This is a genomic window from Bradyrhizobium sp. CCGUVB23, assembly GCF_024199885.1.
Classification (GTDB): Bacteria; Pseudomonadota; Alphaproteobacteria; order Rhizobiales; family Xanthobacteraceae; genus Bradyrhizobium.
Genome location: NZ_JANADQ010000001.1, coordinates 1103058 through 1119246 on the forward strand (window position 1 = coordinate 1103058; position 16189 = coordinate 1119246).

Annotated in this window: 13 protein-coding genes, 2 pseudogenes and 1 riboswitch; of the genes and pseudogenes, 4 read left to right on the forward strand and 11 right to left on the reverse strand. The window is 60.0% G+C overall.

Features of this window, described 5'->3' with window-relative positions; all coding sequences use genetic code 11:
- Positions 1-1141: 1141 nt before the first annotated feature.
- Complete coding sequence (locus NLN62_RS05230) at positions 1142-1306, forward strand: hypothetical protein (RefSeq protein WP_254107763.1); 165 nt, start codon at positions 1142-1144, stop codon at positions 1304-1306.
- Between the two features lie 408 nt (positions 1307-1714).
- Here NLN62_RS05230 and NLN62_RS05235 read toward each other — a convergent pair whose 3' ends face one another.
- Positions 1715-1897 (reverse strand): hypothetical protein, encoded by a 183-nt coding sequence (locus NLN62_RS05235; RefSeq protein ID WP_254107764.1) that lies wholly within the window; start codon positions 1895-1897, stop codon positions 1715-1717.
- Between the two features lie 228 nt (positions 1898-2125).
- Here NLN62_RS05235 and NLN62_RS05240 point away from each other — a divergent pair, with 228 nt between their 5' ends.
- The gene (locus NLN62_RS05240) at positions 2126-2626 is read left to right on the forward strand and encodes a Crp/Fnr family transcriptional regulator (protein WP_254107765.1); all 501 of its coding nucleotides are present in this window, start codon (positions 2126-2128) and stop codon (positions 2624-2626) included.
- 135 nt (positions 2627-2761) lie between these two features.
- Here the strand turns inward: NLN62_RS05240 and NLN62_RS05245 are convergent, their stop codons facing one another.
- On the reverse strand, positions 2762-2983 hold the full coding sequence (locus tag NLN62_RS05245; protein ID WP_254107766.1) for a DUF2274 domain-containing protein: 222 nt from the start codon (positions 2981-2983) through the stop codon (positions 2762-2764).
- A 4-nt stretch (positions 2984-2987) separates the two neighbouring features.
- Positions 2988-3143 (reverse strand): annotated as a pseudogene (locus NLN62_RS05250) (TrbI/VirB10 family protein); the annotation flags it as partial.
- On the opposite strand from NLN62_RS05250, the pseudogene NLN62_RS05255 reads away from it, so the two are divergent.
- Positions 3144-3242, forward strand: a pseudogene (locus tag NLN62_RS05255) (P-type conjugative transfer protein TrbJ); the annotation flags it as partial. It lies immediately after the preceding pseudogene.
- Between the two features lie 172 nt (positions 3243-3414).
- On the opposite strand, the gene NLN62_RS05260 reads toward NLN62_RS05255, so the two are convergent.
- From NLN62_RS05260 to NLN62_RS53290, 3 genes are all read right to left on the reverse strand, one after another.
- A complete protein-coding gene (locus NLN62_RS05260) occupies positions 3415-3639 on the reverse strand; it encodes a hypothetical protein (protein WP_254107767.1) in 225 nt (74 codons plus the stop codon).
- Positions 3636-3812: a hypothetical protein gene (locus NLN62_RS05265; RefSeq protein WP_254107768.1), complete on the reverse strand. Its 177-nt coding sequence runs from the start codon at positions 3810-3812 to the stop codon at positions 3636-3638. The genes NLN62_RS05260 and NLN62_RS05265 overlap by 4 nt, the downstream gene beginning before the upstream one ends.
- 438 nt (positions 3813-4250) lie before the next feature.
- A riboswitch (SAM-I-IV-variant riboswitch) is annotated at positions 4251-4350 on the forward strand.
- 1204 nt (positions 4351-5554) lie between these two features.
- On the reverse strand, positions 5555-5830 hold the full coding sequence (locus NLN62_RS53290; protein WP_371932922.1) for a hypothetical protein: 276 nt from the start codon (positions 5828-5830) through the stop codon (positions 5555-5557).
- 1144 nt (positions 5831-6974) lie between these two features.
- On the opposite strand from NLN62_RS53290, the gene NLN62_RS05275 reads away from it, so the two are divergent.
- Entirely contained in the window at positions 6975-8414 is a 1440-nt protein-coding gene (locus NLN62_RS05275; RefSeq protein ID WP_254107769.1) for an FAD-binding oxidoreductase, read from the forward strand.
- Positions 8415-8580: 166 nt separating this feature from the next.
- Here NLN62_RS05275 and ald read toward each other — a convergent pair whose 3' ends face one another.
- The 5 genes from ald to NLN62_RS05300 all read right to left on the reverse strand — a co-directional run bounded on the left by ald (position 8581) and on the right by NLN62_RS05300 (position 16186).
- Complete coding sequence (gene ald / locus NLN62_RS05280) at positions 8581-9693, reverse strand: alanine dehydrogenase (protein WP_254113343.1); 1113 nt, start codon at positions 9691-9693, stop codon at positions 8581-8583.
- Positions 9694-10432: 739 nt separating this feature from the next.
- Positions 10433-11113 (reverse strand): aspartate/glutamate racemase family protein, encoded by a 681-nt coding sequence (locus tag NLN62_RS05285; protein WP_254107770.1) that lies wholly within the window; start codon positions 11111-11113, stop codon positions 10433-10435.
- Positions 11114-11408: 295 nt separating this feature from the next.
- The gene (locus tag NLN62_RS05290; RefSeq protein WP_254107771.1) at positions 11409-12734 is read right to left on the reverse strand and encodes an FAD-binding oxidoreductase; all 1326 of its coding nucleotides are present in this window, start codon (positions 12732-12734) and stop codon (positions 11409-11411) included.
- A 507-nt stretch (positions 12735-13241) separates the two neighbouring features.
- Entirely contained in the window at positions 13242-14564 is a 1323-nt protein-coding gene (locus NLN62_RS05295) for an FAD-binding oxidoreductase (RefSeq protein WP_254107772.1), read from the reverse strand.
- Between the two features lie 293 nt (positions 14565-14857).
- On the reverse strand, positions 14858-16186 hold the full coding sequence (locus NLN62_RS05300) for an aspartate aminotransferase family protein (protein ID WP_254107774.1): 1329 nt from the start codon (positions 16184-16186) through the stop codon (positions 14858-14860).
- Positions 16187-16189 lie beyond the last annotated feature (3 nt).

The following is a 16189-nucleotide window of genomic DNA, read 5'->3' on the forward strand; positions in this document are numbered from 1 at the left end:
GCTGAGCGTGTTCTGCGCAGACTACCGTTGAGCTTACTCTGGCGGCTGCGAACCTGGGGATCGCAACCACCCAAACACGTGCCCAGCGTTTTCGGCTTGGCGCGCCTTCTGCAGAAGCTCCTCGCGACGAATGCTAGGAGGCATGCCTTCGGCTTGCTTGCGAAGATTGATTGCCTCTTCCGCTAGTCGGTCTTCAAGTGCCGATGATTGGTTGATAGGTCGTCGCGGCCACATGGCGCTACTCCCTTATTTGATTAAGGCGGGAGCGCGATCGGGCGTTCTCATCACCGATAGATACCAACGGCAGCGCGGTGATACCCGTCAACGTTTGGGGATTCTGGTTGGTTGCTGGGCGAACTGTCCGTATTCAACCCTCCAAGCATCCAGAATTGATGGGTGCCTGCGGCAAGCGCGGTGCCCATCCTCAGGCCGATGTTCCCCCGGATGAGCTAGGGCCGCCGCTATCGTTCGCGCGGCTCGGCCGCGTAATGCGTCTTGCTCCCTGCCAGAATTCCACCGGGCGATCACGCACCAACCGTTGGGCGGCTGAATGGCTTGGCTCAGGCTCGCATTCAAGGTCGTGCCATTCGAGCACGTTGCCTCGTTCGTGTACGAGAACCGATTCGACATTCGGCCTTTCCGCCATATCTTTACGCGCCATGCGACCCTCCAGGCGACCCGTTCGCAACCAGCGCCCTCTTGTCACAGTGAGCTTGGACGTAAAGGATCGTCCGGAAAACCGACAAATGGCGCATGCGCCTGATTTCTAATGTTGTCGTAGAGGCCGAGCGAAGGCAAAAGATGATGAAGGTAGCGGTCGGACTTCTCGCCATTTTGTTTGCAACGAGTGCGTTTGCTCAGAGTCCTCCACCGAAAGCGGCCAAAAGACCGGCGGCGGCGCAGGCCAAGCCACAGGCGCCAATGGGTTGCAAACTGGTCGGCACCGTTAAAGGCACCAAGATTTGGGCGGGCGATTGTGCCGCCCCGTCAGAGCTCAGGGGTAGCACACCGGCCGCCGAGCCCACGGCGCCGGTTGCACCACCCGAACCACCCAACAAACCGTAGCGACTTCCCTTGCGCTCGCCCTCCGGTTACGGAAACATCCGTCGCGCCGTCGAGACTCCGGGTTGAGGGCGAGGCAATGACTGAGGCTGATCTTCGCGACCTGTTAGAACTCGCCGAACAACTGCTTGCTAAAGTTCGTAAGCTGCCACCAGGATCCGAGCGAGAAGAGGCCTTGCGCGAGATTGCCAGCTATCTTGATACGCTCGCCGCGATCTCCGCGAAGGTGAAGTCCGAGTCCTAAGCCATGACAGAATCTGAACGAGAAGGCCGATTCGCCCCAACAGCAATAAGAATGCGGGCGATCCGCCGCGCATCGGCATATCCGACGCCGCAGGCGTTTTGTGAGTTTCTTGGAATCAGCGGCCTCTCGGCTCTCAAGTGTCGAGGACGGCTTCCCGATGTCGCGTATGATTCAGGACATCATCATTGCGAAGATGCCCTGGATCTGTCGCAGATCGGTTTATGCGTCGGACCGTTAGCGATCCACTTGCGCTCATGTTTGCTTTCACGACTTCCAGTATTCCTAGACTGATCAGTATGGGCAAATAGAAGGCCAGCATAGGGTTGCTCAAGGTTCGACTGGGAAAAACCGTCACTGTAAATTGGGCTGCCGCTGTGTTCGTTCCGGTGCCCTACCGAGAGGTGATCATCACCTGAATCCTTCGATCAGCGTCCTCCAGCCGAGCGCATCGTTCTCCATCAGCAGAAAAACGCCAAGCGCTGCCAAGTGGCGTGGCAACTCGCAATCGGGACGGGCGCGCATATCGCTGACAAACGCGACCGCGTTTTTAAGATCGCCGCGGTCGTGATAAGCGAAGCCCGTTGCTTGCACCGCTCGACATTTTTGTCGCGCGACATGTCAGTTATCGGGGAACGATCCATTTCGCCTCGCCGCCGATGACTGATTCCGGTAGGAGCAGTTGAACCGAACGGATTTGACTTGTCTGTTCGAAAGCGACACGCAGACGCGTTTTCCAACCGCAGTGTGGGAATCAGGACACAGACGCGCACGCCGGAACCCGTATCTCTCGCGCCGAGAATCCGAGCGAAAAGAGGCCGCTTGCGTTGCCACAAGCGGCTCAAGTCTAGAAAGAATCAGCAGGCACTCGCTGTGCTGCCCGTGTTTCGCACCGTGGTGCATGCCTATGTTGCGTCGGTCTTGGTTCAGACCGCTCAATCAGGCGCATGCAATACGGTCCATCCGTTACAGCAACGTCTTGGGCGATGGTTGCTGCTCGCACGCGATGCCTTGCAATCTGACGACATTCCACTTACCCACCAAGTGCTCGCTCAACTTCTCGGCGTGCGCCGCGCGGGGGTGACCGAGAGCCTTATTCTACTCAGAAAGGAGGGGCTCATCGAAATGATGCGCGGTCGGCTTGTCATACGTGACGCTTTTCGACTGGCGCAAAGCTCCTGCCCTTGCTGGCGGTTGATCAAACGCGAGTACGAGCGCCAGCTTGTAAGCACCGAAGCTGGAGACATCGGAGCGTTGCCCACGCAAATCACAAGGGAAAGAACGGCCTCGGATCACTTTCTCCTAAGGCAAAAAACCGTGTAAGGCCTATGCTGGAACGACCGGCGCGAGGTTGGGGGCTGGACGGCTGGCTGCTTGCTGCGGCGATCACATGGTCGCTGGTCGTCACTGGCCTGTTGCTCTGGCTTCTCTTCTTCGTCTGACAATGCGAGTGCAGGGTCACTTGATGTGTGCGCGAAGCTTTGCAAAGGCCCGATCCGTTGCCATGAAGCGCGTCAACATGGGGGCGATCAGTTTGACCGGATCGCCAATGGGCTGACCACTCTCGCGCGCAAGTAACTCGGCATAGGCGATCAGGTCTCGGTGTACGCTCGCCGGCAGCTCATGTGTGACCTTGACCGGCTTGTCGTCGGTGAGCGCCCCGAGTTTGAGTTTGGCCATGCTGCTAGCCCCCATACGGTTCGAGCACGAGATCGCGATTGACGATGACCTGCACCGGAAATCCCGGTCGAATGGTCAGCGTCGGCTGGATGTTGAGATTGCGTCTAACGATCTGCTGGCCGGTTTGATTGAGGGAGTCCCCTGCCCCCCGTCGTAGCGCAACCAGATCACGTCATTGCAAAATCAGGCGCAGATGCTGATCAACCAGGGAAAGAACCTGGCGACCCTGCCGCTCTCGTCCCTGTTACAGCTCGAGCAAGGACCTGCCCTTCCATCAGATCACCATGCCGCGCTCCCGGCTGAACGCCCCCGGGTCCCCCACCCCCTTCAGCGATAGATGTCCACCGCGACGGCCGCCAGAGCTGTTAGCCGTAGCGTGTACTCACTGGTGGCGTGATGGGCAGTCTGGCCGATCAGTCCGGCCACAGCCGCTAACGGCGTCGAGGCACTGCTATCTCGCCGCTCATCTCGAATTCTTCGATGATGAGGCCGCCAAGCTGGCTGCCGTGGAAGATGCCGGTGAGCTGACGTTCGATAAACTTGTATTCGGCGCTGCCCTCTTGCGCGTGGCTCAAGCGATAGACCAAATCGGAGATCGTGTCTTCCAGCTCGATCTCTTCGGCGGTCCTCGGAACGATAGGGTCGTAAACAGTCATTGGTCCCTCGGTGGCGGCGACTTTTGCAGGTGGGGCTGTGGCGTTGAAGCAGGACGGTGAGCGATCGTGAGCGAACTGGCGCCGCCGACGCGCCGGTAGAACTCGTCTTCCTCTTCTTCGGTGTAGGGCGGCTCGTGATAGTAGGTGCCGTTCTCCGCCATCTTCCTGACCACGCGCGACCTCCACCACCGTCGCGATTATTCTACCCCAGCTGAGAGGAAACAACCACGGCGCAAGTGCAACCACCGTTACCCCGCCGAACGGTGGAGGTGCCGACAGGCTGGAGGCATGACGCATTGGTCCTGCACACACGGTCACCGCAAAAATGAATCGCTGCGATTCCGAAAACGCGGATCGTACAGATCCTAAACGGTTTGGTTTAGCCAATATAGCGGCTTGGCCTCCTGTCACTCCTCGGAGAAATTACCAAGAGTGCTAGACGCTGGAGATAAGACGAAGGCCACAGATTGGCGAAGCAAGCCATCGCGCGGCATGATGAGAGGCGTACGACCCGCAGGCCTCTTTCTCTTTTCGAATTCGATCTGGCCCATCTTGGAGCGTCTCACGCGGCGATCTGGAATTTGACATGGTTTGCAAATGCGCTATCTATAAGTCTGCATCCTGAGAGGACCTGACGGTCCCGCCAACCAGCCTTAGACCGGCAACGGTGGCACGACGATGTGGCCCGCAAGGGCAACAGTAGGTCGCCAGTCCTCCAGATGCGTGTGCCATCTCGGAGGATTTTTTATGCTGCAATCACGACGTGGATTTCTGATCGGTGCTGGTGCGGTGCTGACGACGGCGTTCGTGAGGGACGCGCGCTCCTTCATTCACCGGAATAACGAGCCCCTGCTGACCTCGCCTTCACAGGCGACCGAGACCATGTATGGTGTGAAATTCCAGACGAGGGTTATACCTGACCCCGCCAGGAATCCCTGCAAATGAGTTTCCTCACCACGTACCAGCTCGCAGGCGATGGTAGATACTTGGCGGTGTTTGTTCCACCGCAAGAAGCGGGACGACGATCTCCCGGCGATATGGTTGCGTGCACGGACAGTGCCGGCTCGCACTGATTACAATTACTCGATGCCAGTACGTATCCCAGATGCGCGACTCCGCCGTTTGGGCGATGCACCCCATTTCCTATCGAGTGGCTGCCAGCGTGAACTATAGCCGACATGCGGCATCTCGCGGGTTCATGATGGCTCCAAATCCCTCCTGAGCGTGACGACGGTAGATCCACACGACTTCATGCCATGGCTTGTGGTCGTAGATTCAGACAAGCATGGCGCCGCTCTCGCCAGGGATCGCGTCCAACTGTTTGCGGAAGGGCATCATGACGTTCGCGACTTACGGCAAGCTCATGAAATGCTTGCATCCCGACAGTCAGCGAAGCGAGGCGGAGAGAAGTGAGGCACGCGCGCTGCTCGGTCAATGGAAACAGGACGGGGATCGAGCGCGACGCCGAGCTCAGCAGCGGTCCTCGTCAATCCTGCGCCAGTAGCCTGTCGATACTCGGGCACGCGGATGGCCATGGTTCGCATGGGCGAGCAGCGTGGCTTGTTCGAGCCTGGCATTGGCTCAGAGGATTCGCTTGCACATGCCAGAGCATGCGCTCGGCAATATCGGGACGCACGCCACCGCGACGTCAGCGCGCGGTTCTCCGCAGTTCATGCAACACCCATGGCGCGACACACCCGGCAGCTTGGCGTCAAAGGCCCGCTTGCTCTTGCTAGGCCATTGATCGGGCGGTCGCCGCGACCAGCGAAAATGTGCGGGTTGTCGCCGAGAGGCTGCGCCTTGACGATCTCAGGCGCAGCGCGGGCAACAGCAACTCGCCTGCATGTCATTCTCGCGGGTCTCTGCGGGATCGTTCACATGTCATTGATTGAAACATCGGCCCATTGCATCGATGTCACCTTGTCGCGGCGTTACCCGGTCCGGATCGGCCGGCCTCTGAACTGGGGCGTCGCGAGGAAGACGCCTTGGTCTGCAGACGAGTCTCCGATACCGGCAGCCGTTCGAGATGACCTCCAATGACCAACCAGCTGGCGAAAAGAAGGGTCACCGGGTCAGCATCGGGGAAGTCGGCCATGGTCGAGGAGACCACCTCGGGATCGTCCCTCTCATTGTTGATGCCCTGATGGAAGAGGTTGCTGCCGGCGCTCCAGGCTTCCAGCGCCGCCTTCATCGATGGCACCGGGATCGCGAGATCGTAGAAGCCGACCGAGGTCCTGTAGGTCTAGAATGCTGGACGCGATCTAGGTTTCGGCACTCACTCGCGTCGGGGAGTATGCGGGATTTCGTAGCTCTGGAGCCGCTCGACGCCTTTCTCGATCTCGCGCTGCGAAAGCCAGACTTCGAATAGAAACAGCGAACCCGCAAGAGCGGCTAAACCGACAGTCAACCTCAACATTGCGGAGAAATATCTTGCAGGCTCCCCAGTTCCAAATTTTGCTGCCCATAGCGACCTCGGACTTAGTTTTATCATTGGCAGGATTAGCATATGTGAAAGCCGGAACTGGCGGCGGGGGGATCCTCTTCAGCACCGGGGCTGGCTAAGCAATTTCATTTCGGTTTTATTGCAACCCGGGGAGGCCGCTGTTCCAGAGCAGCGGCCTTCGACGCGAGGTTGCATTCGGCTGTTGGAGAAAAGTTCGAGAAGCGCCGCGCAAAAGGCTTGAGAAAGCAGCCAAGTGCTTGAAATCACTGGCGCTCTCTTGGGGAATCGAACCCCTGTTTCAGCCTTGAGAGGACCAGCGACGGTCTTAGGAAATGCGTTCGAGAAGGGATGGGTGCCGACAGAGTCTGGGGCTAAAACCGGAGCTGAGCTGCTGTCTCGCGATCGACCTGCAATCACAATTGAGTCATCACGCCATCGCCAACTTGCGCTGCGACCTACCTCTCACTGCTTCCACATCGCTTCCACGAGCGAAAATTGAGCATAGAGATGGAACGATGAAAAGCCCTTGAAATCGATCTGATTTCAAGGGCTTGGCAACTAGTTGCGGGGAGGCGCAACCACCGATACCGACATTCGGTTCGAGTTGCGATCTAATCGCAGTTCGACAGAGAGAGTGGGCAGTAAACCCCATTGAAATATGTACCGTTTTTCAGTTCAGCACAGGGCAACCTACGATCTTGGCTACGCGTAGCGACGCCCCACTTCAAGTACCAGGGCGCAATAGATTAACCGTGAATCATCGACTGCTCCTCTCAAGTCCCAAAGGCCTCGCGAGAAAGTGTTCGACAGCGGCGCAAGCTGCCGTCAATCGTAGCAATTCGGCATTGGTTTCTTCTGAATGCCCCCCAAACAGCAGCCAATGCGGCAGAGCATGTCCCAGTCAGTACACGTTCGGGCCTTTCGCGACCTTGTCGGCGACAGAGGCGTCATTGACGACCAGGAGCGGATGGCTGTCTACACGACGGATCAACGCCAGCTATTCACCGGCTCGACGTTTGCCGTGCTGAAGCCGACGACGACGAAGCAGGTCGCCGACATCCTGCGGCTCGCGGCGTGCCACGGAATAGGAATCGTTCCGCAGGCCGGCAACACCAGCTACTGCGGCGGCGCGACGCCGGACGCCTCCGGACAGCAGATCATCGTGAGCCTCGAGCGGATGGACCGGATTCGCGAAGTCGATCCTGTCTCCATGAGCATCTCTGTCGATGCCGGCGTCATCCTGAAGAACGCACAGGACGCCGCGGCGGCCGCCGGACTTCTGTTGCCACTCAGCCTCGGCGCGGAAGGTAGTTGCCGGATCGGCGGTAACATCGGGACGAATGCCGGCGGACTATCGGTCGTCAGGTACGGGATGACGCGCGATCTGCTGCTCGGAATCGAGGCGGTCTTGGCGGACGGCACGGTGGTTTCCGACATGCGTAAGCTGCGGAAAAACAATACCGGTTACGACGTCAAACAGTGCTTCGTCGGCAGCGAGGGAACTCTCGGCATCGTCACGGGCGCGGTGCTGCGTCTAGCGCCTTTGCCGACCCGCCGCGCAACTGCCTGGCTGAAGCTCGCGAGGGGGGCACCGCTCGCCGAGCTTCTCACGTTGGTGCGTCGCGAATCCGCGGACCTGCTGACCACGTTCGAGTTCATGGCGGCCCGATCCATCGCGCTCGCAACCGAAGCAATGACCGACCCGCCCTCTCCCCGAGCCGGCCCAGGAGGCGCCGTCCTCGTCGAGTTCGCCTCTTCCTCACGCCATCTTGATCTCGATGAACTGATGGAAGCCGTTCTGGCCGAGGCGATCGAGTCCGACTGGATCGATGACGCATTGCTGGCGCAGAGCGGATCACAACGGACCGCGATGTGGCGGCTCCGCGAGACCATCCCCGAGGGCGAGAAGCGCCGGAACGGATCGGTCAAGCACGACATTTCCGTACCACTTTCCTCCATACAGAGCTTTCTGGATTTAGCCGGCTCGCAGGTGCGGTCGTATGACGCTGATCTTGAACTGTCCGTCTACGGCCATGTCGGCGACGGTAACCTGCACTACAACGTGCTCGTTCCTCCCGGCGTCGACCGGATGGAGTTCACCAAGCGGATCGAAGGCAGCCTGTCGCTGCAACTCTACGACACGGCCGCAGCGCTCGGCGGCACCTTCAGCGCGGAGCACGGCGTCGGTCGTTTCAAGAAGCACCTTCTGGAGCGGTACGGCGACGTCGGGCGTATCGCGGCGATGCGCCGGATCAAGACCGCCTTTGATCCGGCGGACATCATGAACGCCGGCGCGGTCGTTCGTCCGTTGGGAGAGGAGTCTGCCCCTTGAACCATCGACCAACGAGCTAACGATCTTTCGTCCAGGCCTGAACGGTGCGTCGTCGGCTGAGGCACCTCGATCGCCTAAATCGGCTTGTCCCATAAAGAAAGAGCCACTCCGAAGGAGTGGCTCAAGTTGGGGAGGAAACGCCCCTTAGGGACTGCTGAAATCGCGATCAGGCCGCGACCAGGTCGACAGGTGAGCATGGCAGGCCGAGACTCTCAGCCACTGGCCTTGAAGTTAGCCGTCCGCGATGGACATTAAGCCCTGCACGCAAATGTGGATCTTCAAGCACGGCTGCGAATCCCCTGTTGGCGAGGGCCAGACCGAATGGCAGCGTAGCGTTATTCAATGCCTGGCTTGAAGTTAGTGGCACAGCTCCCGGCATGTTGGCGACGCAATAATGGATGACGCCATCCACCTCGTAAGTCGGATCGGCGTGCGTCGTAGGACGCGATGTCTCGAAGCATCCGCCCTGATCGATGGCTACGTCCACGATCACGGTTCTCTTGCGCATCGAGTTCAACATACCGCGGCTCACAAGTTTCGGCGCGCTCGCCCCCGGAACGAGCACTGCGCCAATAACGACGTCTGCGGCAAACACCTCGTTCTCGAGGACATCTATCGTCGAGAACCTGGTACGAACACGTCCTTCGAACGATTCATCCAGTTCACGAAGCCGCGGTATCGATCGATCGAGAATAGTGACCTCGGCGCCCAGGCCCACCGCCATGCGTGCTGCGTGCGTACCGACGACCCCGCCTCCGAGCACCACGACGCGCGCTGGTTGGACGCCCGGAACGCCGCCCATCAAGAGCCCTCGCCCGCCCGCATAGCGCCTGAGGGCCGCACCCGCAGCTTCGATCGCCAGCCGACCCGCGACCTCGCTCATCGGCGCAAGCAACGGAAGTCCGCCGTGCGCATCAGTCACGGTTTCGTAGGCGACTGCCGTGCATCCGGACTTCAGGAGACCCATTGCCTGTTCTGGGTCGGGCGCCAGATGGAGATAAGTGAACAAGATCTGGTTCTCTCGGAGCTGCACCCATTCGGAGGGCTGCGGCTCCTTAACCTTTACGATCATGTCGCTTGATGAAAATACGTCACGCGCGGTGTCTAGAATCGTTGCGCCAGCCCCGCGATAGTCCTCGTCCGTCGCGCCGATGCCATCGCCTGCATTGGTCTCGACTAACACGCTGTGGCCGGCCGCCACATACTCCCGGACGGCTCCAGGCGTCAGGCCCACGCGATATTCGTGCGTCTTGATTTCCTTCGGCACACCAATTTTCATTTGCAACCTCCTTGAGGCACGATCTCGTCTATTCGAAAGAGCGGCTTGTTTTCCCACAAACTTGCGAAGCGGAACGCCGAACGGTGCAGAACTTCAGCGAACCGTGTGAGACCACACAGGATTCAAACAGACGACACCGCGAGAATCCATCTGACGATCCTGACGCTGACTGGAGCGTATCTTGGGTCCGACGGCATTACGCAATCAAACTGAAGCAGAGTTCGGCACGATATTGCATTGAAGATGCATCAGAACGGGCGACATGCTGTCAGCGGCTGGCGCGTCACAGCGCGATCCAGTCCTACATCCGATACCTCTGAATGATAGCCGGCATAAACGACGAATGCGCAGCATCGCACCCGTTCATTATCGGCGAGTTCGTAGTGCATGATTCGATGGCTCAGTTTGGGAGCTTAAATCATGGGCGCCCGGCCAAATGCAGCGCTCTTTGCCGACCCCCAACGCTTTTCGCCATCGACGTCGATGTCTCGGCCGGTTTCGGGGAAGTACAGCGAGTAGCCGCCTGCATCTCTTCGGAGATCAGTTGGTGGCGCGCCAGTCGTTGCACAAGCCGCGTCGACTGCTGAAATAGCGGTACCGGAAACGTCGACGCCTGTGCCGTCGCCTTTTATGAGCGCGACGCACGGGGCTTTATCATGCCCTAATCAGTCCCGTTACAGGAGCTGCAATCGATAGGTTTTCGAGGATGGCGAACCATTGCAGCCTCTCCCACCTCGTCCTATCGCTTCTTTAAACGCCGTTTCACGTTTTCAACCCCAAGCACGGGGCTTGTCAGAACTGGAAGACTGTGGACCGTGCCCCGCACTGCACGAGCCATCGAGGCCTGCGCAAAAACGACCACATCAACCTTCTGCGACAGCTCTTCGAGAGCCTGACGGATTTGCGCATCATGGGCTTCGACGTCCCCATCGGCGAGGAGTTGAAACGCTCCCTGAACAAGCACATGGTCGATCGCTATATCCTTGCCCGCCTCGCATGCCTGGCGCTTCAGCAAATCCACTGTCGGCACCAGCGTTGTGGATAAGGTCGCTAGGACGCCTATGCGGTTTCCAAGCCCGACAGCGGCTTTGGCCATACCTTCATCAATACGGAACAGCGGCACAGGGCAGAGCGCCACAATGGCATCGACTGCCGGTCCGAGAGTCGAGCATGTGACGACAATCGCATCTGCCCCGGCGTCGGCTGCCGACCATACGTGGGTAGCGAGCCTTCGTTTCGTCAGATCGGAGAGTGACCCGCGCTCAATGGTATTTCTCAGGAGGCTCTCGTCGAGGATCGCGAACGGCTTCCAGTCGGGCAAATGTTCTTTGGCGAGGCCCTCGAACTCGGAAACGACACCGGAAACCGTATGGATAAAGGCCACCGTTCTGGCGGAAACCTCCCGTACTTGAAATGACATATAATCTTCCATCTAGTCGCTGAGAGCTGAGTTGGCGGAACTGGATGTTTGGACCAGAAGGATCGCAGCATAGTTGCGATAAAGATTGCGGATCCTCTCGCTCATCTTCTGATCGCCTGTTCGCACGTGTCCGCGACCGTCAGGTCGTGCGGTGCGAGCTGCCTACGATGCAGCTGTGCGCCCGCATCGGCAAGAGCGGTCACGAACGGTCCAGATCGCGCTTTAGCCCTGTAGATGTGCGGCCAGACCCGCATTCGCTCAGCGCTCTTTGCTTTGGCTACGCGGCTAAACTGCATCAGATTGCGCCAACCTCAATTTTCGATCTGTCCGTGAAGCGCGACAGACGGAATGGAGTCGGATCGACGCTTGCGGCGTCGCCTGCGACCAGATCCGCGGCGAGATGGCCAATGCCGGGGCCGGCGCCAAAGCCGTGTCCCGAACAGCCTGCGGCGACGAACACTCCGCCGATGCTGCCCACCGGTGAAATCACGGGTATGGCGTCCGGTGTGGAGTCGACATATCCACCCCAAGAGGACACGATGCCGGCATCGGCAATGGCGGGAAACAGGGCTTTTATCCGCGTCGTTATGGTTGCCAACATCCGCATGTCCGGAGCAGGATCGAGTACGCGGATGCGTTCGAAGGGGGTCGGCCTGTTGAGATGCCAGCGACCGAGTGTTTCCGGGCCCTGGAAGAACGAGCGGCCTATGCCGATCTCGACGGCCTTGCGTCGTTTGATGAACATCGGCAGAAACGGGCGGGCATAGCGGATGCTCTGCGGCGTGAGCTCGAGCGTCGCCCTGCCGCTGACGGCTATCGTATAGCTGCCATCGATCCGGCGAGTCAGGGCACAGTCAGAAGTATAGATTGCTCCGCCAATATCCGGTGCAGGACGGGTCCGTAGGGCGGTCTGACGGACGCTGGCCTGCGGCAGGGAAACCGCATGCATGCGCAGGAAAGAAGAAGCCCAGGCACCAGCGGCACATAGTACCCCGCTGGTGCGGATAAGTCCTTTCTCAGTGACGACGCCGCTCACTTGCCCATTGGTGATATCCAGGCCGCGTGCCGCGCAGTTCTGATGAATGGTAGCGCCATGCTTGCGCGCGCCCTCGGCTATCCGAGGAGCGGCGAGCCAGGGCTCGGCCTTGCCATCCTCTGCCGCGTGGACACCGCCCAGCCATTTTCGGCCGCCAGCCGCAGGAACGGCGGCAGTGGCCTCGTCGGCGGTAAGCATCCGCGTATTGACGTCGAACCGTCGGGCAATCTTGCGCCATCGGTCCCACTCGGCGAGCTGCTTTGGATCGTTCGACGCATAGATGAGCCCGCAACGGCGGAAGCCAAGGTCGTGCCCGATCTCGCGGGTCAGCTCTTCCCACAGCCGCAGCGCCAGATTGGCAAGCGGCAATTCACGTGCATCGCGGTTCTGCCGACGGCACCAGCCCCAGTTCCGACTCGACTGTTCGCAACCGACATACCCCTTTTCGGTAAGCGCCACCGACAGGCCGCGCCGCGCCAGGAAATAGGCCGCGCTGACGCCAACAATCCCGCCGCCGATCACCACGATGTCCGCTGACTTGGGTAGCGTTTCATCACTGCAGATGTGGTGAACAATAGGGGACATTGGGGCCTCGGCAACCAAGAAGAGCCAGCAGTATCGGCAACTCGGTGCCGCAGAATGCACCGACTGCTCGGGCATTTCAGTATTTTGTGCCGAACATCGCCGGCATTCGGCCCGTGAGGTGAAGAGGCAAGGCGAGCCTCGAGGCGTTTGCGAAGCAACGCGACAGCGCGACTGTGCAAGTGCCTATGATGCCGGCATCGACGACAACAGCGTCGACGTCCAGGCCCAAACGTTGCGTCCTCGGCTGACGGCCCTCGATCGCCCAAATCGCTTTCTAAGATAAAGAAAGAGCCACTCCCAAGGAGTGGCTCAAGTTGGGGAGGAAGCGCTCCTTCGGAACTGCTGAAAGATGCGCATCGGGCATAGGCCGCAGGCTGGTTGGATCATTCCTGTTCCCAGCCGGTGAGCAGCTTTGACGGCGCGGAAACATTGGGGGTCCCGGCTTAGTCGACTGCCGACACCTCGACTTCGCTTGGTGCGCGTCAGGCCTGACTTCCGGCTCGATCTTCAGATGGCGGAGATGTCCAGCTTCGAGCCATCGACCAGACGCGACAGCCGGAACGGTGTGGGATCGACGCAAGGCGTGTCGTTGACGACGAGCTCTGCGGCCAAATAGCCGAGCCCCGGGCCCAGACCGAAGCCGTGACCCGAGCAGCCCGCCGCGAGGACGAGGCCCTTCACCCCCTCCACCTGCGACACCACGGGCACCGCGTCCGGCGTGCAATCGACGAAGCCGCCCCAGGCGCTATCGATCTTTATTTCGCCGAGTTGAGGGAAGGTCTTCCGGACACTCTCCACCACTTGGCTCACCAGCCATTTCAAGGGCGGAGGATCCAGCACGCGATTCCGTTCGAAGATCCGATCATCGTTGGTCAGAAGCGCCGACATTGAATCCGGCCCCGAAACGAACGAGTGGCCGACGCCGAGCCTGACGTTCTTCAGGCGACGCAAGAATTGCGGCATGAATTCCCGGCTGTACCGGATAGCCTGAGGCGTGATTTCGAGGTTCGCCTTGCCGCTGATCGCAAGCGTATAGCTGCCGTCCAGTCGGCGCGTGATCGTGCAGTAGGGTGTCGAGACCGCCTCCCCAATATTGATTGTGGGGGTGGAACGCAGCGCGGTCTGCCGGATGCTCGCTTGGGGGAAACTGATCCCGAGCGGCCGAAGGAAGCGCGAGGACCAGGCGCCGGCGGCGCACAACACCGCGCTGGTTTTGATATAGCCCTTCTCCGTGTGCACGCCCGCAATCTTGCCAGCGGCCAAGTCGAGCGCCCGCGCGGCGCATCCCTGATGGATCGTGGCGCCGAGAGTTCTGGCCCCCTCGGCGATAGCAGGCGCGGCGAGCGCAGGCTCGGCCTTGCCGTCCCGCACCGAATAGGTCCCGCCGACCCATTTGTCGCGCGCTTCGGGGACGCGCTCGGCCACCTCGGCCCGGCTCAGCACGCGGGTGTCGACGTCGTACTCCCTGGCGACCTCGCGCCACTTTTGCCAGCCGGCGAGCACAGCCTCGTCGTGGGTCGCATAGACGAGACCGCAGCGTCGAAATCCGAGGTCCCGATTGATATCGCGCGTGAGCTCGTCCCACAGCCGCATGGAGAGCACCGAGAGCGGCAGTTCTCGCCGGTCGCGGTTCTGCTGGCGGCACCAACCCCAGTTTCGGCTCGATTGCTCACAGGCGACGTGGCCCTTCTCGAGCAGCGCCACAGAGAGGCCGCGCTTCGCCAGGTAATAGGCGGCCGTAGAGCCGAGGATGCCGCCGCCGACGATGACGACGTCGGCCGCGGCCGGAAGACGCTCATCGCTGTGAATGCGCTCGACGTGGGGCGACATGGTCCAACGAACCTCGGCTGCCAAGAATGCGGAAGCAAAGTTCCGATCAGCCCTTCATCGCATCGTGCGCTCGATAGAATGTGCTGAAATCATCCAGGACTTCGCAAGATGTTCGGGTTTTTGACCGCTTGAGTGATACAAGCTGCTCAAGCGCGATCGAGTCGCAGTTCGGCGCAGGGGCGGCGTAGTGGCTGCCTGGACAGGTGCAGATTTCGTTTAAAGCGTGATCGGGTTTGGTAGCCCGCGCCGCAGCTCGCCCCCGGAACGGGTGCCGCCCCGAAGAGGTCTACGATCTAGCGTGCGATATTGATGAGCGCGCGCTCCATGGCTGCCAGGAACAGGTCAACATGCTCGGCTTCGCAAACGAGCGGAGGGCGCACTTTAAGCGTATCTTCATTGGCGCCGGTCGTGCTGATAAGCACGCCGTCATCGCGCATTGCGTTGACCAGATCTAAAGCCATCGCACGCCGGCCCGCCGCCGGGCTGCCCTCAGCCCCTATGTCGACGCCAAAGAAGAGCCCGGCGTTTCTGATGGCGCGAATTTCATGACGTTGCCTTGCGAGCTTCTCCAGTCTGTCGCTAAGGCGCCGGCTCGTTGCAAGAGCCTTTTGCGGAATTCGGTCCCGCTGCAGGATCGTTAACACGGCGTCCGCCGTTGCTATTCCGACTGTGTTTCCAGCAAATGTGTTGGAGTAGCGAGAGGTGGCACCAAATTGGTCCATCCATGCTCTGCGACCAACGACAGCGCCAATCGGAAATCCGTTGCCCATCGGCTTACCGAGGGTAACAAGATCCGGAACGATGCCGTGGCGCTCGAAACCCCACATACAGGCGCCGGTTCGTCCGAAGCCCGGTTGAACTTCGTCGGCAACGACGAGACCACCAGCCTCCTGCACCGCAGCAACTCCGCTCGCGATGAAGCCAGGAGGATCTACCCATACGCCATCGCTGGAAAAAATACTATCGATGAGCAGGGCCGCAACGCCGATACCACGACGGTTCAGATCCATCATGGCTGAACGAATCTGTGTCTCGAAATAGTCCGCAGCCTGGGCTTCCGGTATGCCCGCTGGCCCGGGTAGGGACACCATCCGCACGAATGGGCTGAGCTTGACCGCGTCGCCCAGGTTCGGCGAAACTGCGGCCGTCGCAGCACTGGTGCCGTGATAGGCATAGGCGGAAACGATCACGCCTTCGTTGCCGCTCGCACATCGCGCAATGCGAAGCGCCAGATCGTTCGATTCACTCCCCGTGCAGGTAAACACCACGCGGTCGAGCTCGTTTGGGAAAGTATCGACCAACCGCTCGGCATAATCGACAAGCTTTGGCTCGAGATAGCGCGTGTTGGCGCTTATTCGGCCAGCCTGCTCAGCCATGGCCGCGTTTACTTCCGGATGGCAATGGCCGAGACACGGCACGTTATTGTAGAAGTCGAGATAGGCCCGCCCGTCGGGATCGTACAGCCACATACCTTCGCCGCGCACGAAGTGCACGGGCCGGCGGTACTGGAGCCGATAAGAGGCCCCCAGAATTTTGTCACGACGAGCAATCAGCTCGGATTCGCGCCTGGGAAGCTCGGATTCGCCGGGCCTGTAACGATTGGGCATGAGATCTGTGGACATGAA

Bases quoted from the DNA above. Each gene is read 5' to 3' on its own strand.
- NLN62_RS05230 (WP_254107763.1), top strand. From the start codon at position 1,142: ATGACTGAGGCTGATCTTCGCGACCTGTTAGAACTCGCCGAACAACTG.
- NLN62_RS05245 (WP_254107766.1), bottom strand. From the start codon at position 2,983: ATGGCCAAACTCAAACTCGGGGCGCTCACCGACGACAAGCCGGTCAAG.
- NLN62_RS05260 (WP_254107767.1), bottom strand. From the start codon at position 3,639: ATGACTGTTTACGACCCTATCGTTCCGAGGACCGCCGAAGAGATCGAG.
- NLN62_RS53290 (WP_371932922.1), bottom strand. From the start codon at position 5,830: ATGAAGGCGGCGCTGGAAGCCTGGAGCGCCGGCAGCAACCTCTTCCAT.
- NLN62_RS05275 (WP_254107769.1), top strand. From the start codon at position 6,975: ATGTCCCAGTCAGTACACGTTCGGGCCTTTCGCGACCTTGTCGGCGAC.
- ald (WP_254113343.1), bottom strand. From the start codon at position 9,693: ATGAAAATTGGTGTGCCGAAGGAAATCAAGACGCACGAATATCGCGTG.
- NLN62_RS05285 (WP_254107770.1), bottom strand. From the start codon at position 11,113: ATGTCATTTCAAGTACGGGAGGTTTCCGCCAGAACGGTGGCCTTTATC.
- NLN62_RS05290 (WP_254107771.1), bottom strand. From the start codon at position 12,734: ATGTCCCCTATTGTTCACCACATCTGCAGTGATGAAACGCTACCCAAG.
- NLN62_RS05295 (WP_254107772.1), bottom strand. From the start codon at position 14,564: ATGTCGCCCCACGTCGAGCGCATTCACAGCGATGAGCGTCTTCCGGCC.
- NLN62_RS05300 (WP_254107774.1), bottom strand. From the start codon at position 16,186: ATGTCCACAGATCTCATGCCCAATCGTTACAGGCCCGGCGAATCCGAG.